The sequence below is a fragment of the Streptosporangium sp. G11 genome (genome assembly GCF_051192615.1).
Classification (GTDB): Bacteria; Actinomycetota; Actinomycetes; order Streptosporangiales; family Streptosporangiaceae; genus Streptosporangium.
Genome location: NZ_JBPJUQ010000046.1, coordinates 13,418 through 37,660 on the forward strand (window position 1 = coordinate 13,418; position 24,243 = coordinate 37,660).

General features: G+C 71.3%; 24 protein-coding genes. 7 read left to right on the top strand and 17 right to left on the bottom strand.

From position 1 onward, the window contains the following. Positions 1–276: 276 nt before the first annotated feature. From ACSDR0_RS32655 to ACSDR0_RS32665, 3 genes are all read right to left on the bottom strand, one after another. On the bottom strand, positions 277–1,773 hold the full coding sequence (locus tag ACSDR0_RS32655; RefSeq protein WP_435292768.1) for an aldehyde dehydrogenase family protein: 1,497 nt from the start codon (positions 1,771–1,773) through the stop codon (positions 277–279). Between the two features lie 199 nt (positions 1,774–1,972). Continuing rightward, positions 1,973–2,416: an OsmC family peroxiredoxin gene (locus tag ACSDR0_RS32660; protein ID WP_435292769.1), complete on the bottom strand. Its 444-nt coding sequence runs from the start codon at positions 2,414–2,416 to the stop codon at positions 1,973–1,975. A 138-nt stretch (positions 2,417–2,554) separates the two neighbouring features. Further along, entirely contained in the window at positions 2,555–3,304 is a 750-nt protein-coding gene (locus tag ACSDR0_RS32665; RefSeq protein ID WP_435292770.1) for a hypothetical protein, read from the bottom strand. Between the two features lie 253 nt (positions 3,305–3,557). On the opposite strand from ACSDR0_RS32665, the gene ACSDR0_RS32670 reads away from it, so the two are divergent. Beyond that, a complete protein-coding gene (locus ACSDR0_RS32670) occupies positions 3,558–4,745 on the top strand; it encodes a sensor histidine kinase (protein ID WP_435292771.1) in 1,188 nt (395 codons plus the stop codon). Beyond that, entirely contained in the window at positions 4,742–5,467 is a 726-nt protein-coding gene (locus tag ACSDR0_RS32675) for a response regulator (protein ID WP_435292772.1), read from the top strand. The genes ACSDR0_RS32670 and ACSDR0_RS32675 overlap by 4 nt, the downstream gene beginning before the upstream one ends. A gap of 262 nt (positions 5,468–5,729) precedes the next feature. Here the strand turns inward: ACSDR0_RS32675 and ACSDR0_RS32680 are convergent, their stop codons facing one another. The 4 genes from ACSDR0_RS32680 to ACSDR0_RS32695 all read right to left on the bottom strand — a co-directional run bounded on the left by ACSDR0_RS32680 (position 5,730) and on the right by ACSDR0_RS32695 (position 9,200). Next, positions 5,730–7,118: an FtsX-like permease family protein gene (locus tag ACSDR0_RS32680; protein ID WP_435292773.1), complete on the bottom strand. Its 1,389-nt coding sequence runs from the start codon at positions 7,116–7,118 to the stop codon at positions 5,730–5,732. Then, positions 7,115–7,777, bottom strand: a complete 663-nt coding sequence (locus ACSDR0_RS32685; protein ID WP_435292774.1) for an ABC transporter ATP-binding protein — start codon at positions 7,775–7,777, stop codon at positions 7,115–7,117. The genes ACSDR0_RS32680 and ACSDR0_RS32685 overlap by 4 nt, the downstream gene beginning before the upstream one ends. Then, the gene (locus ACSDR0_RS32690; protein WP_435292775.1) at positions 7,770–8,294 is read right to left on the bottom strand and encodes a PadR family transcriptional regulator; all 525 of its coding nucleotides are present in this window, start codon (positions 8,292–8,294) and stop codon (positions 7,770–7,772) included. Before ACSDR0_RS32690 ends, ACSDR0_RS32685 begins: the two co-directional genes overlap by 8 nt. A 66-nt stretch (positions 8,295–8,360) precedes the next feature. Further along, positions 8,361–9,200, bottom strand: a complete 840-nt coding sequence (locus ACSDR0_RS32695; protein ID WP_435292776.1) for an NAD(P)H-binding protein — start codon at positions 9,198–9,200, stop codon at positions 8,361–8,363. A 731-nt stretch (positions 9,201–9,931) separates the two neighbouring features. Between ACSDR0_RS32695 and ACSDR0_RS32700 the strand changes: the two genes are divergently transcribed. Further along, complete coding sequence (locus tag ACSDR0_RS32700) at positions 9,932–10,759, top strand: nitroreductase/quinone reductase family protein (RefSeq protein ID WP_435292777.1); 828 nt, start codon at positions 9,932–9,934, stop codon at positions 10,757–10,759. Positions 10,760–11,055: 296 nt separating this feature from the next. Beyond that, a complete protein-coding gene (locus tag ACSDR0_RS32705; RefSeq protein ID WP_435292778.1) occupies positions 11,056–12,768 on the top strand; it encodes an FAD-dependent oxidoreductase in 1,713 nt (570 codons plus the stop codon). A gap of 328 nt (positions 12,769–13,096) precedes the next feature. Here ACSDR0_RS32705 and ACSDR0_RS32710 read toward each other — a convergent pair whose 3' ends face one another. Continuing rightward, complete coding sequence (locus tag ACSDR0_RS32710; RefSeq protein ID WP_435292833.1) at positions 13,097–14,623, bottom strand: MDR family MFS transporter; 1,527 nt, start codon at positions 14,621–14,623, stop codon at positions 13,097–13,099. A 147-nt stretch (positions 14,624–14,770) separates the two neighbouring features. Here ACSDR0_RS32710 and ACSDR0_RS32715 point away from each other — a divergent pair, with 147 nt between their 5' ends. Both ACSDR0_RS32715 and ACSDR0_RS32720 read left to right on the top strand, forming a co-directional pair. Further along, a complete protein-coding gene (locus ACSDR0_RS32715) occupies positions 14,771–15,385 on the top strand; it encodes a TetR/AcrR family transcriptional regulator (protein WP_435292779.1) in 615 nt (204 codons plus the stop codon). A gap of 122 nt (positions 15,386–15,507) precedes the next feature. Further along, a complete protein-coding gene (locus tag ACSDR0_RS32720) occupies positions 15,508–16,014 on the top strand; it encodes a hypothetical protein (RefSeq protein ID WP_435292780.1) in 507 nt (168 codons plus the stop codon). A 132-nt stretch (positions 16,015–16,146) separates the two neighbouring features. Here ACSDR0_RS32720 and crcB read toward each other — a convergent pair whose 3' ends face one another. The 8 genes from crcB to ACSDR0_RS32760 all read right to left on the bottom strand — a co-directional run bounded on the left by crcB (position 16,147) and on the right by ACSDR0_RS32760 (position 22,544). Beyond that, positions 16,147–16,533, bottom strand: coding sequence for a fluoride efflux transporter CrcB (gene crcB / locus ACSDR0_RS32725; RefSeq protein ID WP_435292781.1), 387 nt, complete (start codon positions 16,531–16,533; stop codon positions 16,147–16,149). After that, complete coding sequence (locus ACSDR0_RS32730) at positions 16,530–16,871, bottom strand: DUF190 domain-containing protein (protein ID WP_435292782.1); 342 nt, start codon at positions 16,869–16,871, stop codon at positions 16,530–16,532. The genes crcB and ACSDR0_RS32730 overlap by 4 nt, the downstream gene beginning before the upstream one ends. Then, positions 16,868–17,455 carry a fluoride efflux transporter FluC gene (locus tag ACSDR0_RS32735; RefSeq protein ID WP_435292783.1) on the bottom strand — a complete coding sequence of 196 codons (588 nt, stop codon included), beginning with the start codon at positions 17,453–17,455 and terminating at the stop codon, positions 16,868–16,870. Before ACSDR0_RS32735 ends, ACSDR0_RS32730 begins: the two co-directional genes overlap by 4 nt. A gap of 227 nt (positions 17,456–17,682) precedes the next feature. Further along, the gene (locus ACSDR0_RS32740) at positions 17,683–18,228 is read right to left on the bottom strand and encodes a DUF302 domain-containing protein (RefSeq protein WP_435292784.1); all 546 of its coding nucleotides are present in this window, start codon (positions 18,226–18,228) and stop codon (positions 17,683–17,685) included. A 126-nt stretch (positions 18,229–18,354) separates the two neighbouring features. After that, on the bottom strand, positions 18,355–20,007 hold the full coding sequence (locus ACSDR0_RS32745; RefSeq protein ID WP_435292785.1) for an acetyl-CoA acetyltransferase: 1,653 nt from the start codon (positions 20,005–20,007) through the stop codon (positions 18,355–18,357). A gap of 196 nt (positions 20,008–20,203) precedes the next feature. Beyond that, on the bottom strand, positions 20,204–20,335 hold the full coding sequence (locus ACSDR0_RS32750; RefSeq protein ID WP_435292786.1) for a hypothetical protein: 132 nt from the start codon (positions 20,333–20,335) through the stop codon (positions 20,204–20,206). Beyond that, positions 20,332–20,628 (bottom strand): hypothetical protein, encoded by a 297-nt coding sequence (locus ACSDR0_RS32755; RefSeq protein WP_435292787.1) that lies wholly within the window; start codon positions 20,626–20,628, stop codon positions 20,332–20,334. Before ACSDR0_RS32755 ends, ACSDR0_RS32750 begins: the two co-directional genes overlap by 4 nt. Before the next feature lie 809 nt (positions 20,629–21,437). After that, positions 21,438–22,544, bottom strand: a complete 1,107-nt coding sequence (locus ACSDR0_RS32760) for an RNA-guided endonuclease InsQ/TnpB family protein (RefSeq protein ID WP_435292788.1) — start codon at positions 22,542–22,544, stop codon at positions 21,438–21,440. A gap of 122 nt (positions 22,545–22,666) precedes the next feature. Here ACSDR0_RS32760 and ACSDR0_RS32765 point away from each other — a divergent pair, with 122 nt between their 5' ends. Next, positions 22,667–22,891 (top strand): hypothetical protein, encoded by a 225-nt coding sequence (locus ACSDR0_RS32765; protein WP_435292789.1) that lies wholly within the window; start codon positions 22,667–22,669, stop codon positions 22,889–22,891. 111 nt (positions 22,892–23,002) lie between these two features. Here ACSDR0_RS32765 and ACSDR0_RS32770 read toward each other — a convergent pair whose 3' ends face one another. After that, a complete protein-coding gene (locus ACSDR0_RS32770) occupies positions 23,003–24,085 on the bottom strand; it encodes a winged helix DNA-binding domain-containing protein (protein ID WP_435292790.1) in 1,083 nt (360 codons plus the stop codon). Between the last annotated feature and the right edge of the window lie 158 nt (positions 24,086–24,243).

Sequence of the window (24,243 nt, forward strand, 5' to 3'; positions counted from 1 at the left end):
GACGGCGGCCCAAGACAGCGGGACCGACAGCGGGACCGACGGGGAATCAACGTCGGAGTCGACGGCGGGATCGATGTCAGGGCCGACGGCGGCCGGGGACAGCTTGGGTCGCGTTCACGGGAGCCGGCCGCGCGCCGCGCCGGAAAGGACCGCACCGGAAAGGACCGCGACCCCGCCGGGGGCGTGAAGCCGGTGCCCCCGGCGGAACGGCCGAACCCGAACCCGTGCCCGGTCACCCGCCGCACGATGCCGTACGGACACGTGCCCGGCGTGTGATCAGGTCTGCAGCTGGGTGCAGACGGATTTCACCTCGGTGTAGGCGTCGAGGGCCTGGTGACCCATCTCGCGGCCCCAGCCCGACTGCTTGTAGCCGCCGAAGGGCAGGGCGGCGTCGAAGACGTTGTAGCAGTTGATCCAGACGGTGCCCGCGCGGATCTTGCCGGCGAGGGCGTGTGCCTTGGAGATGTCGCGGGTCCAGATGCCGGCCCCCAGCCCGTAGTCGGTGGCGTTGGCCTCCGCGGCGATCTCGTCCAGGTCGGAGAACGGTGAGGCGACCACCACCGGCCCGAAGATCTCCTCGCGGACGACCTTCATCTCCGGGCGTACGTCGGTGAGCACGGTGGGCTGGACGAAGTAGCCCCGCTCTCCGTGCCGGTTGCCACCGGCCAGTGTCTGGACGCCCTCCGCGCGGCCCGAGTCCAGATAGCCGGTCACCCGGCGCAGCTGCTCGTCGGAGACCAGGGGGCCCATCTGCGTGTCGGGTTCCATGCCCGGACCGAGCCTGATGCCCCGGGCGATGTTGGCGACCCCTTCCACCACCTCGTCGAACCGGTCCCGCTGGACGAACAGCCGGGATCCGGCCACGCAGCACTGGCCGTGGTTGAAGAAGATCGCGTTCGCCGCGCCCTGGATGGCGATGTCGGGGTCGGCGTCGTCGAAGACGATGTTGGGGCTCTTGCCGCCGAGCTCCAGGGTGACCTTCTTCAGGTTGCCCGCCGCGGCGTGCACGATCAGCTTGCCGACCTCGGTGGAGCCGGTGAAGGCGACCTTGTCCACGCCGTCGTGCGCGGCCAGCGCCGCACCGGCGGTCTCGCCGTATCCGGGCAGGACGTTGACCACGCCGTCGGGCATCCCGGCCTCGGCGATCAGCTCCGCCAGCCGCAGGGCGGACAGCGGGGTCTGCTCGGCGGGCTTGAGGATCACGACGTTCCCGGTCGCCAGCGCGGGCCCGAGTTTCCAGGCCGCCATCAGCAACGGGAAGTTCCACGGGATGATCTGGCCGACCACGCCGACCGGCTCGCGCAGGGTGTAGGCGTGGAACGCGGCGCCCGGCATGTACGGCACCGACAGCGAGATCGTGTTGCCCTCGATCTTGGTCGCCCAGCCCGCCATGTAGTGGAACAGGTCCGCCGCCAGCGGAACGTCCGCGGCCCGTGCCACGGCCACCGGCTTGCCGTTGTCCAGCGATTCGAGCTGGGCCAGCTCCTCGGCGTGCTCCAGGATCAGGTCACCGATCCTCCAGATGATCCGTCCTCGTTCCGAGGCGGTCATCCGTGACCAGGGCCCCTGCTCGAAGGCCCTGCGGGCCGCGCGCACCGCGCGGTCGATGTCCTCGGCGTCGGCCTCGGCGACGTGCGCCAGGGTCTGCCCGGTAGCGGGGTTGGGGGTCGCGAAGGTCTTACCCGACGCCGCGTCCACCCACTGCCCGTCGATGAACAATTTGTGGGGGGTGGTGATGAAGTCCTCGACGCTCTTTTCCAGGGTTACCGTCATCAGCGTCGGCTCCCTTCCTGTTCAGAGACGCTCTGCCGGACCGCGCACTCGCCCGCACCGCGAAAACCACCCGGGACACGCGGATGCTCGGCCCGATGAATAAGTCTTCCCAATCAGACTACGGACGAAGTGAGAGCACAAGGACCCTCCTTCTCCGGCCCGCCTCGGGCCCGCTTCGGGCACATGGAGCCGCGATCTCCTAGGCGGACGCCCGCTCCAGCTCGGCGTCCAAAGTGATCATCGTGCCGCTGAGTGCCACGGAGACGGGACAGATCTCCTTGGCCTTCTCCGCCGCCAGGCGGAAACCCTCCTCGTCGGCGCCCGGGACGGCGGCCAGCACGACCACCCGGATCTCGGTGATCAGGTAGGCCCCGTCCCGCAGGTTCTGGGAGACCGTCACCGTGGTGTCGATCCGTTCCGGGGGCGTACCGGCCGCGGTGAGCAGCGCCGACAGCTGCATGCTGTAACAGGCGGAGTGAGCCGCGGCGACCAGTTCCTCCGGGCTGGTCTGGCCGTTCGCCTCGCCGGCCCGGCTGGGCAGCGAGAAGGTGAACCCGCCCGCTCCCGAGGAGACGAGCGTGACCGTTCCCGATCCGGTGGTCAGGTCACCGGTCCATCGTGTCGTGGCGATGCGGTCGGGCATGGGAGGGCTCCTCCTGCTTCTCGAACTGCTTGATGGTGCCCGCAGATGTTCCCCGCGGTGTCCGCGCCTACCCCGACACCGAGGATCTTCCTGCCACTCACCGGCGGGGAGCCGGGCGAGCTCGACGGCGGGCGGCCGTCATCCGTCAAGGCCGAAGACGGCGAGAAGAACGACCGACACGACGGCCGGCGCGATCCACGCCCAGGTCCTCCCGGCCGGCCTCGGACCGTCGCGCAGCACCCGCACGCCCAGCGGTACGAACGCGACGCACAGACCGGTGACGGCCAGCAGTGACTGCGGCTCGGTGCCCTTGAGCGTGCCGAGGGCGAGAACCCACACGCAGCCCAGCGCGATGGAGCGGACCGGTCCCAGCACGCCGGACCGGTAGGCGCCGATCGCGAGCACGACCCAGCCGACGACGATGGCGAGGGCCGGGAGGCGGAACAGGTGCCACGCCGTGTAGGAGTCGGAGACCGCCCTGGTCGCGACCTCCAGTCCCTGCACGTCGACGAGCTGGAAGGCGAGATGGTCGATGCCTCCGTGGAAGGTGCGGGTGAACAGCCCGAGCGTCACGAGGGTGCCGCCCCAGACCGCCCAGCCGGGCCTGGTGGCGCCGATCAGCCGGGCGAGCGTCGCGACGGCGGGCCACATGAGCACGTTGCCCGCGACGAAGAGGCTGTAGGCGGCGACCATCAGTGCCGGTTCCGCGTCGTAGGCCTCCAGCTGCTGGGGAAAGAAGAAGTGGTACCTGATGCGCACGAGCACCCCGGCGGACATCAGCAGGGGGCCCAGAATCATCGCGATCCCACCCACCCACGGCCCGGGGAACCAGAAGCGCTCGATCCGGTGGGCCCGCTCGGTGATCTGCGGGTAAGTGTCGTTTGTCATGATCCAACGGTCGCGGACCGCGGTCTCCCGCACATCCGGCCCCGGTCGGAAGTCACCGGTACGACCGGGATCGCACCGGCGCCCGCGACCTGTGCCCACGGGCCTATGTCCCCGGGCCCATTCCCCGGCCCCACACCCGCGAACCGACACCGGCGGCTCCGTACCCACCGGCCGATGTCCACCGGCCTATGCCCCCCGGGAGGTCCGACCACGGGTGGATGCGTCGCCTGGCCTGCGGCGATAGCGTCGTCGCGTGAACAGCTCCCCTGGGCGCGCCTACCTGATCCCCCTCGACATCGTGGCGGCGCCGGCGCTGACGCTTCTGATCGCGTACGCGACCCTCGATCCCCCCGTCCGGGTGTTCACCGGCCCGCTCTGGGTGGCGTGGGCGCTGGCCGTGGTCACCGCGCTGCCCGTGGCGGTGCGGCGGCGCCGGCCGCTGCCGGTGCTCGCCGTGACGGGCGTGGGCGCGGTGGTGGCGACGCTGCTCGGCACGGTCGGCGCCGGGGCGATCTGGGTGGCCTACGTTCCCGCCGCCCTGGCGCTCTACCTCGTCGCGCTGACCGCGCGGCCCCGCCGGTCCGTGACCGCCCTGGTGGCCTGCCTGCTCGCCTCGGGTGCCGCCGTGGCGTATCTGTACTCGACCATGCGGCCCGTCCCGCGGCCGGGGGCGGTGCCCGGCGAGATGCTCCCCGCCTGGCCGGTGGAGGCCGGCGTGATCTGGGCGATCATGTGCGGAGCCTGGGCGGCCGGGGTCGCGCTCCACCGGCGGCGGGCCACCGCCGTCCGGCTCTCCCGGCAGGCCCTGGCCGACGAACGGCTGCACATCGCCCGCGAGCTGCACGACATCGTCGGGCACAGCATGAGCCTGATCGCGGTCAAGGCCACCGTCGCCAACCACATCGCCGCGACCAATCCGCAGGAGGCCCTGTCGGCGCTGGCCGTCATCGAGCACACCAGCAGGGCCGCGCTCACCGACATCCGCCGCCTGCTGGGAGTGCTCCGCTCCGACGACGGCTCCCCCGCCGACCTGGCGCCGCCACCGGGGCCCGCCCAGCTGCACCTGCTCGCCGAGCACACCCGGGCCGCGGGCGTTCCCGTCGACCTTGAGATACGCGGCACCGGCGAGCTGCCGGAGGCGGTGGGCCTGTCGGTGTACCGCATCGTGCAGGAGGCGCTGACCAACGTCGTCAAGCACGCCGCCCCGGCCCGCTGCGAGGTCCGCGTCGAGACCGGCGGAGGAACGGTGCGGATCGAGGTGGTCGACGACGGCCGGGGCCGCAGGCCCGCGGAGCCGCGCGGCGCCGGAGCGCACGGGCTGGTCGGGATGAGGGAACGTGTCACGATGTACGGCGGCACGTTCAGTGCCGGCCCACGACCCGAGGGAGGCTTCCGGGTGTCAGCCCACCTGCCGTACGAATCGTCTGGACGGACGCCGTGACACCAACCGCGGGAACGGACGCCGCGAACGGCTCCGCGCCGCCGATCCGGGTGCTGCTCGCCGACGATCACGTGTTGCTGCGCGACAGCTTCCGCGCCCTGGTCAACGCCACCGAGGGAATGGTCACGGTCGGCGAGGCCGCCACCGGCGCCGAGGCCGTGCGGATGGCCGGGCGGGAGCGTCCGGACGTGGTGCTGATGGACGTTCGGATGCCCGAGATGGACGGCATCGAGGCCACCCGGCTGATCTGCGGCTCGCCCGAGACGGCCGGCGTGCGCGTGCTGATCCTGACGACGTTCGACCTGGACGAGTACGTCTACGCGGCTCTGCGGGCGGGGGCGAGCGGCTTCCTCGTCAAGGACACCACCGCGGCGCACCTCCTGGAGGCGATCCGCGTGGTCGTCTCCGGTGAGTCGCTGCTGGCGCCCAGCGTGACGCGGCGGCTCATCACCGAGTTCGCGCGGCTGGCCGCTCCCGCCCGGCCCCTGGCCCGCGAGCTCGACGGGGTCACCGGCCGCGAGCGCGAGGTTCTCGCCCTGATCGCCCGCGGACTGTCCAACACCGAGATCGCCGAGCTTCTGCACCTCAGCGTCGGCACGGTGAAGACGCACGTGGGACGCCTGCTCGACAAGCTTCGGGCGCGCGACCGCGCCCAGCTCGTGATCGTCGCCTACGAGACGGGCCTGGTCGCCACCGGGAGCGCGACACCACGAGGAGCGTGACCGCCCGACCCGGAAGATCCTGAGCAGGTCCTCTACATCGCCGTCGCGCTCTGGGTGGCCAGGTCGGCCGCCCCCACCCTGACCCGCCGCGCGTGGACCTCACCGCGTTTCCTCGCCGGGACCCCGGAGCCGGCACCCCGCTGAGAAGCCGGTGTCCCGCGAGAGCCACGACAGGTCCTCTCGGGGGCGCGGGGCACTCGGGCAACTCGGGAAGAGAGGGAGAGCCGGGAAGACTCCGGCGAATCACCTTCATTCCCCATGCTCACACGACCCGCTCACTCCCTCGCTCGTCGCGGAGTCCCTCCGGCCGCAGCGTCCCGCGCAGGATCGGCCGGGCGGCCCGCGCCACCAGCAGCGCGGCCAGCACCCCGATCCCCGCCATGAGCACCGCCCGGGGAACGGCGACGGCGAGCGCCTCCGGCACCTCGCGGTAGACGACGTCCCATAACATCACGACGACCACCCCCACCCCCGCGACGGCGGCCACGACGCACACCGGCAGCGCCGCGATGAGCGCCTGCCGGGTGAGAACCCGGCCCAGCGCGGAACCGGGCGCGCCCGAGGCGGCCAGGGCCGCGAACGAGTGCCGGTGGTCCAGCAGGTCCTCCGCCTGGTGCGCCACGAGGGCGGCGGCCGAGGTGGCCAGCGCGACCAGCAGGGCGAGGTCCACGAGCACGTAGGCCACGACGAGGGAGGAGTCAAGTCCGTACCGGACCAGGATGGGCCCCTGCTGGGCGCCGGCCCCGGAGCCGAAGAACACGGTCAGCCCCACCACCGACAGCGCGCGGGCCCACCCCCGGGGATCGGCCTCGACCATCCGGGCGGCCAGCAGTGTCTCCGCCGCCCCGGTGCGGTCGCCGACCCACCGGGCGGTCGCCCTGATCAGCCACGCGGCACCGAGGACCAGCCCGAACAGCAGAAGGACCACGCCGGCCGTCATGGACAGCACGGCGGCATACGGCCCGCCGGGGAATCCTCCCTTGCCCGCGAGCCCGGCGACGAGCATCCCGGCACCCGCCGCGACCAGCGCCAGGTCGAGCGGTCTGGGACCGGCCGGGGGCGTCCGCCGGACCACACCCAGCGGGGAGGTCACCACGTGCCGCCCCGCCATCAGCCCGGACAGCGTCCCGGCGAGCGTCACCGCGGCGAGGATCGCCAGGATCCGCGCCGGCGGGACCAGGGGCACCGCGCCCTCCAGCGACCACGCCAGCGTCAGGTTGGCCGCCAGGTAGAGCGCGATGCCGAACACCCCGCCCAGCAGCGTCCGCCACCCGCTCTCGTACGCCCCGAGCAGGCGCACCTCGCGCGGCGTGGCCCCGGCCAGCCGGAGCGCGGCCAGCCGCCGCTCCCTCGTCGCGGTGGCCAGGCGGCTCACCTGGTGGACGAAGGCCATCACGGGCACGACCAGCAACGCCAGCGCCAGCGCGGTGATCAGCCGCGCGTCCCGGCCGGAGAAGAAGCCCAGGTACTCGATCCGCGTCTGGGTGAGAAAACCCTCGGGGTGGCGCGAGATACCGAGCCCGAACGCCAGCAGGTTCGCCGCCACGCACAGCAGGAAGGTCGTGAGCGCCGCCCCCGCGGCCATCAGACGCCCCCGTACCCGCTCACGCCGCGACCCGCCCCTGGCGAGCATCCGCATCACGGCGATCACACGCTCACCCCGGTCTGCCTGCCGTCGCGCAGCGTGATCTCCCGGTCGGCGTAGGCGGCCACCCGGTTGTCGTGGGTGACGATCACCAGCGTGGTGCCGTCCGCGCGCGCCGTGCCGACGAGCTCGTCCATCACCCGCTCTCCGGCCAGCGAGTCGAGCGCGCCGGTCGGCTCGTCGGCGAAGACCACCCGAGGGCCGGTGACCAGCGCGCGGGCCACGGCGACCCGCTGCAGCTGGCCGCCGGACAGCTCGCCGGGCCGGCGGTCCGCGCAGTCGGCCACGTCCAGTCTCTCCAGCCGGGACCGGGCGGCCAGCAGCGACTCCCGGCGCCCGTGCCGGTTGAACAGCAGCGGCAGCGCCACGTTCTCCTCGGCGGTCAGCTCGGGGACCAGCCGGCCGGACTGGAAGACGACACCGAAACTCTGCCTGCGCAGTTTCGTACGGCCGGCGTCGTCGAGGGTGTCGACGCGCCGCCCGTCGAGGCGGACCTCGCCCGACTCGGGACGGATGATCCCGGCCAGGCAGTGCAGCAAGGTGGATTTTCCGGAACCGCTCGGCCCGGTGATCGCGATGATCTCCCCGTCGGCGATCTCCGCGGACACTCCGTCCAGCGCGACGGTCCGGGCGAAGGTCTTGCGCAGCGCACGCGCCTCAAGCATCGATCTCCTCCTTGAGATCCGCGAGACGTTCCATGGCCGTCTCGATCCAGCGCAGGTCGGCGTCGAGGTGCTGGAGCGCGTAGTCGGCGGCGAGCGCCTCGGCGGGTGACCCCGAGGCCCTCTCCTCGGTGAGCTCGCGCATCCGTGCCAGATGGGCGGCTCGCTGTCGGGCCAGGTAACCGTCGGCGACGCCACCGGCCACGATCGCCACCACCACGCGCGAGACGAGCGTGCTGGACACGTGCGGCGCGGGCGCCTCCACCTGTTCCAGCCACCGGGCCAGCTCGGCCAGCCCCTCCTCGGTGATCGCGTACACCGTGCGCTCGGGGCCGCTCTCCCGCACGGTCTCCGTCACCTCGGCGAACCCGTCCCGCTGCAGGCGCTGCAATGTCGCGTAGACCTGTCCGTACGCGAGCGGCCTGGCGCCCGGCAGGCGCTGGTCATGCTCGCGTTTGAGCTCGTACCCGTGCTTGGGCCGCTCCGCGAGCAGTCCGAGCACGACGTGTCCGGTAGACATGATCATGACTATACATTCGATATATACACCAAGTGAATAGTTGGCGATCGATCACCCGGCGCCTGATCACGATTCGCCGGGACGCGTCGTCGTGCGGAAGGCGTGCGCATGCTCGGTCACCCAGTCACGGAAGGTGCGCGCCTCGTCCCCGGTGACCTCCCGCACGGTCGCGGTGACCGCCGCCGGACCGGCGGTCATCGCGGCCTGGGCCCGCAAAACGTCGTCCACGGCCTCCGGGGGCCAGCCGCGGGCCAGCATCCGCCGCCGCGCGCCGTCCGGGGTGGCCTCCTCCCAGCGCACCGGCCGGCCGATCACCTCGCCGATGACGCGTGCCTGCTCGTCCTGGGTCAGCGACCGCGGCCCGGTCAGCTCGTAGACGGCCCCGTGGTGCCCGTCTTCGGTGAGGGCACGCACCGCGACCGCGGCGATGTCCCGCTCGTGCACCAAGGCCATGGCGGCCCGGCCGTACGGCTCGCGCACCACGCCCTCGGCGCGGATCCGCCCGGCCCAGCGCAGCGTGTTGGCGGCGAAGGCGTGCGGCCGCAGGACCGTCCAGTCCAGCCCGGACCGCTCGATCAGCCGCTCGGCCCGCCGCTCGTGGTCACGCACGACCGCCGACGACAGGTAGACCACGCGGCGGGCGTGCCCGGCCGCCGCCTCGAGCACGCCCTCCAGGCCGTCGGCCGAGGCGAACGGCCAGAGCAGGAACACCGCCTCGACGCCGCCGAAGACCGCGTCCGGGGAGCCGGGAACCGACAGGTCGCCGCGCAGACCCTCGACCCCGGCGGGAAGGCCGGCCGGTTCGCGGGCCAGCGCGCGGACCTCCGCCCCGGCCTCCAGCAGCTGGGCCGTGACCTGCCGGCCCACCGTACCGGTCGCTCCGGTGACCAGAATCCGTGCCGCCATCGGGTGCCCCTCTCCATCGAAGATCTCACTGACGGCCAACCGTAGAAGGACATGCCGAGATGACCAATGCGCGAATGTCCTCGATTTATACGTGAAAGTCTCGCGAGCCTTCTCCCGTGGACGTGCTCGGTGGGGCGATCGACGGCACCCGGACCGGCAGGCCCCGCTCCGCGCCCGTCCGGCGGCACTCGCGCCGGGGCGGCGCCCCCTCCCCACCTCCGGGGACACGGGATTCTTTGTATAGCGGCCGGGAAAAGCGACGTTGCCTTAGCGCGCTTGTAGCACTACGGTGGTATTTGTGACTGCCGGGTCGGCCTTGGGCCAACAGCGAGTAGGGCACCCGGCCGAGGCGTGAGCCCCGGGCGGGCCAGAGGCCCCCCTTTCCTTTCCCTCCGCGCGTTCAGCGCGACATTTCTCCGTGGTCTCCCTTTCGCGATTCCCACGTTTCAGGTGGCTTCCGCGTTCTGTTTCCACGTTCCGCGTGGCCTTCACGTTCCGTGTGATGTCCACGTGCTCTCGCGGTGCCGGTCGTCGCCGGTCACCGCTGATTTCGCGCCACCTATGAACCGGCCCCGGCGGTGAATCGCCACCCCGGCCGGTTACTCCGGCGAGCCTTTCCCCTTTCCCGCACCGCGGTCGCCCCGTGGTGATTTCGTCCTGCCCATCGGACGGTCCTTCGTCATGCCCGCGAACAACCGCGGGCCCATCAATTCCGGAGAAGAAAACAGAGAATGCCGATCGAATTCAACCAGCAGGTCATCGAGGAATTCCGAGCCAGCGGCGGGCGGGTCGGCGGCCCCTTCGAGGGGGCCCGACTGCTCCTGCTGACGACCGTCGGGGCGCGGTCCGGCGCCCGGCGCACGACCCCGCTCGGCTACCTTCCCGACGGCGGCGAGCGGGTCCTGGTCATCGCCTCGGCCGGTGGCGCGCCGAACCACCCGGCCTGGTTCCACAACCTGGTGGCCAACCCTCTCGTCACGGTCGAGGACGGTATCTTCACCTATGAGGCGCGGGCCGTCGTCCTGGAGGGCGCCGAACGCGACCGCGTCTTCGCCCGCGCGGCCGAGGCCGATCCCGGATGGGCCGACTACCAGGCCAAGACGACGCGCGTCATCCCCGTGGTCGCCCTCCAGGCGGTCGACGGCGGGCCGCCGAAAGCGTCGTCGGCGGGCGCGGCCCTCAAACTGGTCCACGACATGTTCCGGCGGGAGCTCTCCCTGATCCGCAAGGAGGTCACCGAGTCGGGTCCCGGACTGGGCGCCCAGCTGCGGGTGAACTGCCTGACCCTCTGCCAGGGGCTGCACAACCACCACACCGGTGAGGACATAGCGATGTTCCCCTTCCTCGCCGGACGCCATCCCGAACTCGCCCCGACCCTGGAGCGGCTGAGCCGGGAACACGAGAAGATCGCGGCCCTCATCGAGGAACTGCGGGAGATCATCTCCACCGAGGGCACGGATCCCCTGCTGGTGCTCCCCGAGGTCGAGCGGCTGACGGACGAGCTCGAAAGACACCTGACCTACGAGGAGGAGCAGCTGATCCCGATCCTCGACGCGTAGGACCCCGTCGCCCGCGTACGACCGGTGACGGCCACCGTCACCCGCGTACGCGAGTCATCCGCCGGAGGAAGCGGCACGCGCCCCCCGCGGCCCGAGCAGGCCGGGGAACCCGACCGGCTCCGTGTCGGCTCCGTGCGAGTTCCGTGCCGACACGGGCCGGGCCGGCGCCGGGCCACGCGTGCGGGGCGCGGGGTGCAGGGGGGCGCCCACCACCCCCCTGCTTGCTGAGTTGGCAAGTAACTTTGCCAACTTTCAGGGTGCGGGCGCACTATCTCCGGTGAACGGAGGTATCACAAATGACCGTACAAGCGGAACAGATCGTGACCACCACCCCCGCGGGTGAGGAACGGCGCTACGACGTCGTGGTCGTCGGCGGTGGCGCCGCCGGGTTGAGCGGGGCGCTGACCCTGGCCCGGGCGCGGCGCTCGGTGCTGGTGATCGACGCCGGCCGGCCGCGCAACGCTCCGGCGTCCCACGTCCACTCCTACCTGGCGCGCGACGGCGTACCCCCCTCGGAGCTGGCGGCCGCGGGGCGCGCGGAGGTGACCGGCTACGGCGGCGAGATCGTGGAGGGCGAGGTCGTGGCGGCCGAGCGCCTGGACGCCGGGGGCTTCCGCGTCGTCCTCGAAGGTGGGTCCTCGGTCGTGGCGGACCGGCTGCTGGTGACCACCGGCCTGATCGACGAGCTGCCCCAGGTGCCGGGTCTGGCGGAACGCTGGGGACGGGAGGTCCTGCACTGCCCGTACTGCCACGGCTGGGAGGTGCGTGACCAGGCGATCGGCATCCTGGCCACCGGGCCGCTGGCGATCCACCAGGCCCTGCTGTGGCGGCAGTGGAGCAAGGACGTGACCCTCTTCTCGCACACCGCGCCCGAGTTCGGCGAGGAGGAGCGCGAGCAGCTGGCCGCCCGCGACATCGCCGTGGTGGACGGGCGGGTGACGGCGCTGGAGGTGGCGGACGACCGGCTCACCGGGGTACGCCTGGCCGACGGCCGGGTGATCTCCCGGCAGGCCCTCGTGGTGGCCCCGCGCTTCACCGCCCGCTCCGGTGTCCTCACCGGCCTGGGCCTTGAGACGACCGACCTGGAGATGGGCGGGCACGTGGTCGGCAGCTACATCGCCGCCGACCCGTCCGGGGCGACGGCGCTGCCCGGAGTGTGGGTGGCGGGAAACGTCACCTCCCTGACCGAGCAGGTCATCGGCGCCGCGGCCGCGGGCGGGCGTGCCGCCGCCATGATCAACGCCGACCTGGTCGCCGAGGAGACCCGCCGGGCCGTCGCCGCCCGCCGCGACGCCGCCTCCCCCCACCGCGTCCCCTCCCACCACACCCCCGACCGGCACGACCACGCGCACGGAGCCGTGCGGGAGGACACCCCGGCGGACGGCGCCGTCTCGGACGAGGAGTTCTGGGACCGCCGTTACGGTGAGAGCGACCAGATCTGGAGCGGGAACCCCAACACCATCCTGGTCCGCGAGATCACCGATCTGGAGCCGGGCCGCGCCCTGGACCTGGGATGCGGCGAGGGAGCCGACGCGATCTGGCTCGCGCGGCGGGGATGGCGCGTCACCGCCACCGACATCTCCGGCGTCGCCCTCGACCGCGCGGCCCGGCACGCGGCGGCCGCGGACGTCGCCGACCGCGTCGACTGGCAGCGGCACGACCTGGGAGCGTCCTTCCCCGACGGCGTCTTCGATCTCGTTTCCGCCCATTTCCTGCACTCCCTCGGCGACATGCCGCGAGAGAAGATCCTGCGGACCGCCGCCTCGGCGGTCGCGCCCGGCGGGATACTCCTCGTCGTCGGGCACGCGGGCCCTCCCTCCTGGGAGCAGAATCCCCATCCCGGCGTGCACCTCCCCACGCCGGAAGAGGTCCTCGAAGCCCTTGAGCTCCCGGACGGGGAGTGGGAGGTGCTGCTGTGCGAGGAGCACGAGCGGATCCAGAACGCCCCCGACGGGCAGCCCACCACCCGCACGGACAACGCCCTCAAGGTCCGGCGCCTGAACGGCTGAACGACCGAACCCGCCGCACCGGGTTCCGTGCGATGGCGCGGGGGGCCGCCTGCGGCGAGCCGATGCCGTCGCCCAGGACGTGAAGGACGCCTTCGCCGAGGAAGGAGGGCATCGTGTCCGCTGTGGGCGAGGAGTCGGAGGGCGAGCCGCCATACCGGGCCGCCTGCGCCGTGGCCGGCCTGCTGGACACGCGGCCCATGGCGTTCCCGGGCGACCGCGGGGGCTTCGGCTCCGAGCCCGGGGGTTCGCCGCCGAGCTCGACCGGGTGCTCTCGAGCACCTGAGAATGGCCGACCGACCCCGGATCGAGACGTTCTCCCGTGCCGGGGTCAGTCGGCCATGGCGTCGATTCCCCGCGTGTCCGGCAGGTCCAGGCTGTCACGGAGCTTGGTCGGCTTGAGGAAGAGCGCGGCGACGACACCCACTGCCGCGATCGCCGCGGAGACCAGGAAGATGTGTCCCGTGGCGTCGCCGTACGCCACGCGCACGACGGTCCTCGCGGCCTCGGGCAGCGCCTGGATGTTGAGGGTGCTGCCCTCCGAGCCGGACGGCCGGATGCCCGCCTTCTGGAAGCCCTCGGCGATGCCGGTGGCCACCCTGTTGGCCAGGATCGCTCCCAGGACCGAGACCCCGATCGTGCCGCCCAGCGAGCGGAAGAAGGTGATGGCACCGCTGGCGGCGCCCAGTTCCCGCAGCGGGACGACGTTCTGGATGACCAGCACCAGGTTCTGCATGGACATGCCGACGCCGATGCCGACCAGCAGCATCGCGGCCGACACGAGCACCAGCGAGGTCTCGTGGTCGATCACGGACAGGCCGAGGAAGCCGACGGTCAGCACGACGGAACCCGCCACGATGTACGGCTTGACGCTGCCGCTCCTGGACACGAGCGCCCCGGAGACCGCCGAGGACAGCAGCACGCCGAGCATCAGCGGGATGGTCAGCAGGCCGGCCTCGGTCGGGCTGTAGCCCCGGCCGATCTGAAAGTACTGGCCCAGGAAGACCGATCCGCCGAACATGGCCATGCCCACCGCGAGGCTGGCCAGGATGGCGAGCGCGGGGTCACGCATGCGGACGATGTGCAGCGGAACGATCGGCTCCTTGACCCGCGACTCCACCCACACGGCGCCGGCCAGGACCACGATCCCGCCACCGACCATGGCCGCGGTCTGCCAGGAGATCCAGTCGAAGGAGTTGCCGACGAAGGTGATCCAGATGAGCAGGACGCTCACGCCCGCGGCGATCAGTGTGGCGCCCGCGTAGTCCACCTTGGTGTCCGGCCGCCGGATCGTGACAACGTGGAGCGTCTTGTGCAGCAGGAGGAAGGCGACGGCCGTGAACGGCACGGCGATGAAGAAGCACCAGCGCCAGCCCAGCCACGAGGTGTCGGCGATCAGGCCGCCGAGGAGGGGGCCCGCCACGGTGGCCACGGCCATCACGGCGCCGAGATAGCCGTTGTAGCGTCCCCGTTCCCTGGGGCTGATCATCGCGGCGATGACGACCTGGACCAGGACCTGCAGGGCACCCATACCGAGGCCCTGGATGGCGCGGAAGGCGATGAGCTGACCGGTGTTCTGCGCGAACCCGCAGGCCAGCGAGCTCAGCATGAAAATGACGATGGAGATCTGGATGAGCAGTTTCTTGCTGAACAGGTCGGCCAGCTTGCCCCAGACCGGGGTGGACGCGGTCGCGGCGAGTAGCGACGCGGTGACCACCCACGTGTACTGGGACTGGGTGCCGTCGAGCGCGCCGATGATCTGCGGCAGCGCCACCGACACGATCGTGGCACTGATCATCGCCACGAACAGGGCGAGAAGCAGACCGCTCAGTGCTTCGAGAATCTCTCTATGGCTCATCGGTTCCGCGCCGGGTGGCGCGACCGCTTGGGTGCTCACGCACAACCTCCAAATACCAATAATCAGGACAGACCGTGACAACATACATGCCCATTGAGCAAGTTTGCGCACTGGGCATACTTAACCGAGCAGTAGGCTGGTCACGTCATGAAGATCACAGCGGGGTTGCGCGAGCGTAAGAAGGCCGAGACGCGGCAGGCGGTCCACGAGGCCGCCCTACGGCTGACCGCCGAGCACGGCCTGGAGCACGTCACCGTCGAGGCCATCGCCGACGCCGCCAACATCTCGCGGCGGACCTTCTCCAACTACTTCGCCAGCAAGGAAGACGCTCTTCTCTACGGCGACGAGCAGCGCATCCGCCTCCTGGTCGAGCGGATCGGCACCCGCCCCGCCGAGGAGTCGGCCTGGCAGGCGCTGCACGGGGCCGTCCGGGATTCCTACCGCGAGGTGGGCGGGCTGGACAAGGAGTGGGCGATCCGCGCCAGGCTCGCCAAGAGGCACCCCTCGCTTCTGGCCAGGCAACTGGCCAACCACGCCAACCTCGAACGCGACCTCGCCCAGGTCATCGCCGAACGCGGCGACGGCGGCTCCGCCACGCGCCCCCGGGTGATGGCCGCGGCCTTCCTGGTCGCGTTGCGCGTCGCCACGCACATGTGGACCGACGAGCACGAGTCCCGCTCCCTGGGCGAGATCATGGACGACGTTCTCGACGAGATGGCCCGGCCCTTCGACGCCGACCCGCCCACGCGACAGGACGGCTGACGCGGCGACACGGCAGGCACGACCGATGCGGCTGATGCGGCTGATGCGGCTGATGCGGGCAATACAGACGCAGGCGACGCGGACGATCGTAGGAATTCGGCTGATCGTGGCAATTCAGCCACTTGATCGCGGCTGATATCCACCAAACGGCCGATACGCCGGGTTCCACCACCGGGAAATCCTCAGGAAGCGCGCCGGACGGCGCGCTCACACCCCTGGCTCATCCCCTGGAGAATCCGTTGACATCGCCCGCGACGACGCGCCTTCTGGTGTGCTGTGCGATCACCACGCTGATCGGCGGCCTGACCGCCTGTTCGGTGAACGCCAGGAACGCACCCCCCGAGGAGAAGACCTTCGCCTTCAGCGGCAAGACACTGAACGTGAAGTCGCACGAGATCCCGACCGACCTGGTCGCCGGCGACCGTGAGGACATCAAGGTCACCCGCTGGTTCGACGCCAAGGCCGGCAGCTCGAAAACGCTCCGGTGGGATCTCAAGGGCGACGTCCTCGATCTGGAGGCGGGCTGCACCGGGATCGCGCTCTGTGACGCCCGCTTCAGGGTGGAGGTGCCGCGCGGCGTCAAGGTGCTGCGCGACGGTCGCAGAACAGACCTCCGGGGACGTAAGTGACAGCGTCCGCACGCGTGGTCCCGGGCGCGGCGGGCCCTGGGTGACGTCGCACCGGTCCTCCCCCGCCTCCCCGGGACCGGTTTTCCTCGCCTTCCCGGGACCGGGCGTCTCCCGGACCTCCGGAAAACGAGGTCACATGAAGATCGCCTGGGCGAGGGCGAGACCGAGGAACACCGCCCCCAGACCGGCGACGATCGAGGCGACGACGTTGGTCACCGCGAAGAGGATCGCGCCGGTCTCGACCAGCCGCAGCGTCTCGTAGGAGAACGTCGAGTACGTGGTCAGCGCCCCGCAGAACCCGGTGCCGAGCAGCAGTTGCACGCCGGTGCCCACCGCGCCGGACAATGCCGCCCCTGTCAGGACGCCCAGGATCAGCGAGCCGGCCACGTTGACGGTGAAGGTCCCCCAGGGGAAGACCGTGTCGTGGCGGGCCTGCACGGCCCGGTCGGTCAGATAGCGCAGCGGCGCTCCGACGGCACCGCCGAGCAAGACCAGAAGCCAGTTCTGCGGCCCGTTCACGCCGCCCGCCCGCCCCGGTGGCGGACGACCTCGACCTCGTCCAAGATGGTCAGCCCTTCGGTGAGGAGGTCGTCCAGCCGGGGCAGGAAGGCCCGGATCCGCTCCTCGGTGTCGATGATCGTGACGACCACCGGCAGATGGTCACTCATCGACAGCAACCGGGTGGTGTGCACCATCGAGGTGGCGCCGAAGCCCTCGACGCCGCGGAAGACGGACGCACCGGCCAGCCCGGCGGCGTGGGCACGGTGCACGATCTCGCTGTACAGGGGTCGGTGGCGCCAGGTGTCGGTGTCGTCGACGAAGATCGTCAACCTCAGCGCCCGTCCGGCTGGAATCATCGCGATCTCCTCCTCGCCCTCGTCGTTCTCGCCGTCCTTGCCGTTCTCGCCCCTCTCCCCCTTTTCGCCACGAGCCGGCGGGTGGTCCACGTACCGGCCACCACCGCGGCCAGGGCCGCCACGACCGTCGCCGCCAGGTAGCCGAGCGCCGGGCCGATCCGGCCACCGGAGACCAGGCGTTCGATGTCCAGGCAGTACGTGGAGAAGGTGGTGAAGCCGCCCAGCACCCCGGTGGCCAGGAACGGCCGCACCCAGGCCGGTGCCGTCCACGCCTCGGTGAGCGCGACCATGAGAACACCGATCAGCAGGCAGCCGGCCGCGTTGACCCCCAGCGTGGTCCACGGGAAGGCACCGGCCGCGGTCGGCCACAGCAGGGCGGCGCCGTAGCGGGCACCCGCACCGATCGCGCCACCGGCGGCGATCACCGCCAGGGCAACGCGATGCGAGCGACGCGACTCACCGCGCCCACGCGCATCACCCGCGGCGGGTGGATCGGATGGATCCGCGCCGAGATCGACATCGGGGTCGACGCCGGGGTCGATGGGCTCGGTCGCCACCGTGAACCTCGCCTGGTCCGAACGCACGCCTCTCCCTACACGTGGTGGGTGCCCGGCATGGCTGCGCGGGCACGACCTGTCACGGGTAGGGACCGTTGGCGGCAGCGGGTGCCGCGGTTGGGTGCGGCGGGCCCCACCGCCGCGGGACCCCGGTATCGGCGGAATCCTCACCCCTCAGCCTAGCGCGACCGCTTCACGATCATCCGTACGACCGCTTTCCAAAGCCCGCGCACGCGAGGCCCCGAGCGGAAGGCTCACCCGCCGGCCGCGGTGAGCACGTCGGGCACCGGCGCGTCGAGGTACGCGAGCAGGGCGGCGAGCTGCCGGTCGAGTTCCCTGCTGACGTCGGTGATCTCGGGATCGCCGAAGCTGGAGAACTGCGTGGTGGGCTGCTCCACCGTGAACCAGGTCTCGCCCCCGGCGTCCTCGTAGATCGCCGTGCGGAGCGGGGCGTACAGCAGGACGGCGGGATTGTGGTGGTACATCCGCTGGGCGATCGTGTGGTTTCCCATCAGGTACTCGACGGAGCGCAACCGCTCCCCCGCCAGCCGCAGGAGCGCGTTGAAGTCCCCGGTCCAGTAGATGATGAAGCCGTGCGGAGCGTTCTCGGCCGTCGCCCGGAGGATGGTGTCCCAGTCGACGCCGCCCTTGATCAGCCGCTCGAAGCGTTCGGCCTCGAAGCGGGGAACGGCGCGTTCGTAGCGGGCGCGGAAGTCGTCGAACGGAGCACCGACCGGCACCGACAGGCGGTTGACCTGGTGCGGTACGGTCTCGATCCCGTTGCGTACCGGCTGGGCCATGGTCCCTCCCGATGGGCGGCGAAGGCTCGGGAGACTCTGCCGGGCTTCCTTGACGGAGGGTATGACCGTCTGCCCGCATCGGCACACCGCGCTTGGCGAACCCTCTGTCCGGCGGTGCCGCGCTTTTTACGTCCGTTCGGCGGCCGCGCCACCGAGGCCCGCGCCCGCGCGGGAAGCCGTGACGTCCTCGGTGGAGTCCCCGCCGGTCATGAGCTCGCCCAGCCTGGCGTCGTCCGTGCTCACCCGGTTGCCGACGTCGAAGGAGCGGACGTGGACGCGCCGGCCGACGGGCTCGGCGTCACCGAGCAGGGCGAGCGTCCCCTCGTCTCCGTCGGCGGTCCTCGCCAGGAAGCGGCGGCCGTCGGCCTCCAGCCGCCCGATCACGATGCCGACGCGGGTACCGTCACGCCGATGCCTGACGGTGTAGGTCTCGATCGTGCCCCACCCTTCGGCCTGGGCGGTCTGCGGGACGGCGGGCCAGGCGTCGATCTCGGCCTGCAGCGCGGCGCTGCGGTCCTGGCGCCACCCGGCGGGGGTGGTCGAGTAGACGCCGGCCGAGTACTTGCTCAGCATCCCGCCGTTGGCCCCCACCAGCCCGTACGAGCCGGGCCGTGCGCGGAGCCGCTGGACGATCTCGGCTATCGCGTGCGTCGAGTAGTTGTTGCCCGCGCCGCCGAAGAAGGGCAGGCCGCCGGTGACCGTCAGCCCGCGCGGGTCGTCGGCTGCCAGGCCGAGGCCGTCGCAGATGTTGAAGACGGCGATCGGGAAGCAGCTGTACAGGTCGATGGCGTGCAGGTCCTCCACCCCGATGCCCGCCAGGTCCAGGGCGTGTTCGACGGCCATGACCGAGGCCGGCCCCCTGCCGAGGTCGGCCCGGTCCAGCAGGTCGCGCTCGCGCAGGTCGGCGTGGCCGTGCAGGAAGACCCACTTCTCCTCGGGGACGCCGAGGCGCCTGGCGGCGGCCACGGACATCAGCAGGACGGCCGCCCCCTGGTTGACCTTCTCGCGCGCGACGAGGTAGCGGGTGTAGGGCTCGGCGATGAGCCGGTTACCGTCGGTCGGGGTGACCAGCTCCCCGGCGTCGCGCCCGATGGGGGCGGCGGCGTGCGGGTTGGCGGCGGCGACCCTGGTGAACGGGGCGAACAGCGCCCCCATCCCGGCCGCGTACTCCTGCCTCGTCTGCCCGAGGCGGGCCCGGCGCGCGTTGTCGAACAGCGCGTACTGGCTCGGCGCGCCCGCCAGCCCGTGCGCGGCCAGGAACCGGGACACCAGGCCCTCGAGTCCGTAGCCGCGGTCCTCCAGGTCACCTTCGACGGTCTCGCTGAAGTCAGGCCTGTCCTCGGCCCCGGCCAGGTGCCGTACCGTCGAGATGGCCTCGGATCCGAACACGAGGGCCACCTGCGAGTCTCCTGCCGCGATCGTCGCGGCGAGCTCGTTGACCAGGTGCTGGGGAGCCTGCCCGCCGGCCACCTCCAGGATCGCCCGGCCGGGGTTCGCACCGACCCGGTTCGCGACGGAGCGGGGGTAGTTGGTGGACCTGCCCAGCGGCGCGGGAACGCCGGGCGCGGAGATCTCGAACTGGCGCACTCCCGCCACGGTGTCGACGGCGGCGGCGACCCGCACGGGGTCCGCGCCCGTGTCGGCGAGGGCCTCGCGGGCCGCGTCCGCCGCGAGCTCGACGGGCGACAGGCGCCGGTAGCCGGGCTCGCCGATCCGCTCGGACGACTGCCCGACGCCCACGAGCACCGGCGTGCGGGGATCGAGGTCCTCGAAGGTCATCTTCACGCTCCAGCGGATCCGTGGAAGGGGCCCGTCGCCGTACCGGGCAGATGATCGTCCTGGTCACCTGTTAAGGAGAATATGAACAGGCATGATTTGTACCTGTTCCATGATGGACCACCATCTCGGCCCCCACGGACCGGCGGGCCCGCGCGGCGGACCGCGGACGCCCCCGAGCCGCGGGCCCTGTCCGCGATCACACGGCCCGCGGTCCGGCGAGAGCCGACCTGAAGACCCGTTCGCGATGGGCGTCGTCGACGTACTCGACGGCGCTGATGCCCGAGGTCATGCGCAGGATGTCGTCGATCGCCGGGGCCCTCGTGATCACGGGTCGAGTTGCCTGACCATGATCCGGCAGATCTCCGGGCGGAGTTCACGCTCGCCGCCGGGGTGGTAGACGACCTCCTCGTGCCCCCCGACCTCGATGTCGTCGTCCAGGAAGACGATGCGTTTCCAGCCCATCAGGCGAGCGAGGAGAAGCCCCGCGTTCCGCTTCGCGCTGAGATCGGTCGGCCGTTCGAACAGCGTGCCCCGGAGCAGGGCCGTCGTCATGAGGTCGGGCAGGTTCAGCCGGCCCACGTCGTCGATGTCGATCGCGACGAACTCCGCGTTGACCGGCATGATGGTGGCCGCGAGCCTCGCGCTGCTTCACCTGCCGCTGTGCAGGGAGACCAGGGGCAGCGCAGCGTGCCCGCCAGACGGATCGCGTGCTCCAGCCAGCGGGGATGCCGGATCGCGGAGACCACGATGGCGTCGACCGTTCCGAGCGCTCCGGTTCCGGGGGCTCCGGGGGAGGGCGTCGCCTCGGGCTCGTCGACCAGGTGCCGGTGGGAGCCGTGATGGTGCTCCGTCGCGACCCGTTTCGTCTCAGCCTCCATCGGCGGGCTTCGCCCACTCGTGCAGCCTGACCGTGTCGAGGTTCCAGTCCGGCGTGACGACGACCTGGCCCTGGATCCTGACCCGAATGAGGGGGTGGTGCCTGCGCGTGTCGCCGCCCTCGTCGACCTCGAAGTAGGGCCCCTTCTCGCCGGCCGTCCGCGAAGTGCCAGGGGCCCTCGCGAAAGGCGTCCGCCTGCGCGGCCCTCTCCCCGGCGGGTGTGACGGTGACCTGCGACCGAAGTGCCTCGTTGCGCAGGCGGGTCAGTTCGTCCAGCAGCACGGCGCGCCGGTCAAACTCCTCCACGGTCAGGTCTGACAGCGGGAGCACGCGGGCCGCTCCCTCTGAGACCGACCGCCTGGTCGCGAAGAACGCCGCGTATCCCTCGATCCTGGGCAGGGGCGGGATCCGGGGGTGTGAACGGACTCCCTTGACTTCCTCCCCCTCGTAAATGAGGGGATCCCCACGGTCGCCCGTGAGGGTTCCTGCTTCGTCGCCGGTTGCCCGCCGGAGAGGACTCTCCTTGAGGTCTTACACCGGCTCCACAGGCGTTTTACCTCTCCGCCAGCCCGGCGGCGAGGATGTTCTTCGCGGCGTTGACGTCCCGGTCATGGGATGCGCCGCAGGCGCACACCCAGTCGCGGACGTTCAACGGCATGGACTGAGCGAGGGTGCCGCATGCCGAGCACAGCTTCGACGATGGGAACCAGCGGTCTACGACCAGCAGTTCCCGCCCGTACCAGGCCGCTTTGTACTCCAGCATGGTGCGCATCTGGCGCCAGGAGGCGTCGGAGATGGCGCGGGCCAGGCTGTGGTTCTTCACCAGGTTGCGCACGGTGAGGTCCTCGATCACGACCGTTTGGTTCTCACGGACGAGACGAGTGGTGAGCTTATGCAGGAAGTCGCGGCGGCGGTCGGTGATGCGGGCATGCACCCGGGCGACCGCGAGTTTCGCCTTGGCTCGGTTCGCGGCCCCCTTCTCCTTGCGGGCGAGGTTTCGCTGAGCCTTGGCGAGTTTGCGGCGGTCGGCCCGCTCATGCCTGGGGTTGACGATCTTCTCTCCGGTGGAGAGCGTCGCCAATGCCGTGATACCCGCGTCCACCCCAACCGTGCTGGTCGTCGGGTTGAGGGGGCGGATGCTGTCCTCGCACAGGATGGACACGAACCAGCGGCCCGCCGCGTCCTTCGACACGGTTACCGTGGACGGCTCCGCATCCTCGGGAAGGGGACGCGACCAGACGATGTTCAGCGGGCCGTCCATCTTCGCCAGGGTGAGCTGACCGTCTCGCCAGCGGAACGCCGACCGCGTGTACTCGGCGCTGTGCCGCGACTTCTTGCGGGATTTGAACGTCGGGTACTTGGCCCGCTTGGTGAAGAAGTTCGTGAACGCCGTCTGAAGGTGGCGCAGCGCCTGCTGAAGCGGGACCGACGACACCTCGTTCAGGAACGCGAGGTCGTCGGTCTTCTTCCACTCGGTCAGCGCGGCCGACGACTGCACGTAGGAGACCTTGCGACCCTCCAGCGTGTAGGCACGGGTCCGCTCTTCGAGGGCTTTGTTGCACACGAGGCGGGCGCAGCCGAACGTCCGGGCAAGCTCTTCGGCCTGCTCGGGGGTCGGGTGGAAGCGGAACCTGAACGCCCGCTTCACGATCTGCGCCACGGCTCACTTACTACCGCAAGATCAGTTAAGTACGAACGCCAGTTCGACTCCAGGCTCGCGCTGCACTGTGCCGCGTTTCCTCCCCGGCCTGAAGTCCGGGGCCTCCACGCTGGAGGTATTCGATGACAACCCTGCCCGCCCACCTCACCGCGGCAATGCCGAGTTCCGTCGACAGCGGAAATCTGACACTTCTCATCCTTGCGGCCACGATCACGCTGGTGTTCGCCGCGATTCGCTGGACGGCCCGGCGGACGCACATCGTTCTCATGATCAGCGGCACGAGCGTCCTGCTCGTGGTCCTCGTCATCCTGGTCTTGGCCTATCTGGCCACCTTCAGAACACTCTGAGGTGGCGAGCATCCGCCCGGCCATCCCGTACGGCCGCACGAATCCGGCCGTACGGATCCGGCGCGCATCCAGCCGTACGAGGCGTGCCGGGCACCGGCCGGCGTGCGGGTCTCACGTTCCCCGGCCGTGTCCGGGAATGTCGTCGACGAGGTGGAACCGGATGTCGTGGCCGTCGGCGTCCGGGGCCGCGAAGCGCAGCAGGCGGGCGCCCTCCTCGGTCACGGCGGCCTCGTCCTCTCCCGACAGGGGTTCGAAGAGCCTGACCACCAGCGTCGCCGTGCCCCTGTCCCGTTTGACGCTCCAGAGGCCGTGGACGAAACCGTCGACGGTCACCGCCGCCTCGACGATGACGTGCCCGCGCCGGTCGTCGGAGACCACGCGGGTCCGATCGGCGTGGGCGAGCACCACGTTGTCGAGTGCGGCGAGGAAGCGGACGGGAGCCGGGACGTCGGGGTCCGGGCGCGGCGCCTCGGGGAGGTCGAACAGTTCCCGCCCGTCCTCGTTCCCGAACACGCGCAACCGGGGCCTGAGCGGTTCGATCACCTCGCCCATCCGGGTCATGCCGCTCCACGCCTGGATGTCCTTGACGGTGGCCGGGCCGAAGGCGGCGAGGTATCGCATGATCAGTTCCCGGGCCGAGGGCTCGGCGAGCGTGAAGGGAGTCGCGCCTCGCCGTCCCCAGGTGCCGTCGGGCGGCGGGTGCACCACCGGCAACAGGCCCTGCACCGACCTGGCCAGCGCGACGGGGGCGCGTCCCGGCCACCGTTCGGCCAGCGCCCTGCCGAGTTCGGGCCTGGTCAGCGTGCCCTCGCCGAGGATCGTCCGCGCGGCGGCGGCCAGCTCCGCGAGGTCCAGCCCGGCGGTGAACCTGCCGAACCCGCCCTTCTGCCAGCGGTCCAGCATCGGCTGCAACAGCGGCCTGAGCCACAGGTAGTCCTCGGCGGCGACCAGATGCTGGGTTCCCCGGAACAGCGTCGCGCGCACCACCTCCCGCCGGTACAGCAGCCGGGTCAGATCCTCCAGCCGGAAGGCGTCGATCCGGTTCCACAGCCCGATGTACGGCGGGTCGGGATCCTGGGCCTGCAGGCCGACGAGGCGCTCGATCACGGTGAGCGCGGGCACGTCCGTCCGGCGCAGCAGCAGTTGCCGCTCCAGGGTCGCCCGGTTGAGGTCTCGTCGGGTGAGGGTTTCCACGCTGTCCTTCCACCTGCTCACGATCGGCCGTTCACGGGGTGCCCGCCGGCGCCCGCGGGCACGGCGCGGACGCCGACGGGCGGGCCGTGCCCACGGGCGCGGCCGGGCCGGCCGGCCGTCGTGCGCGTCCTGGCGACGCACACGACGTCCGCCCCGGT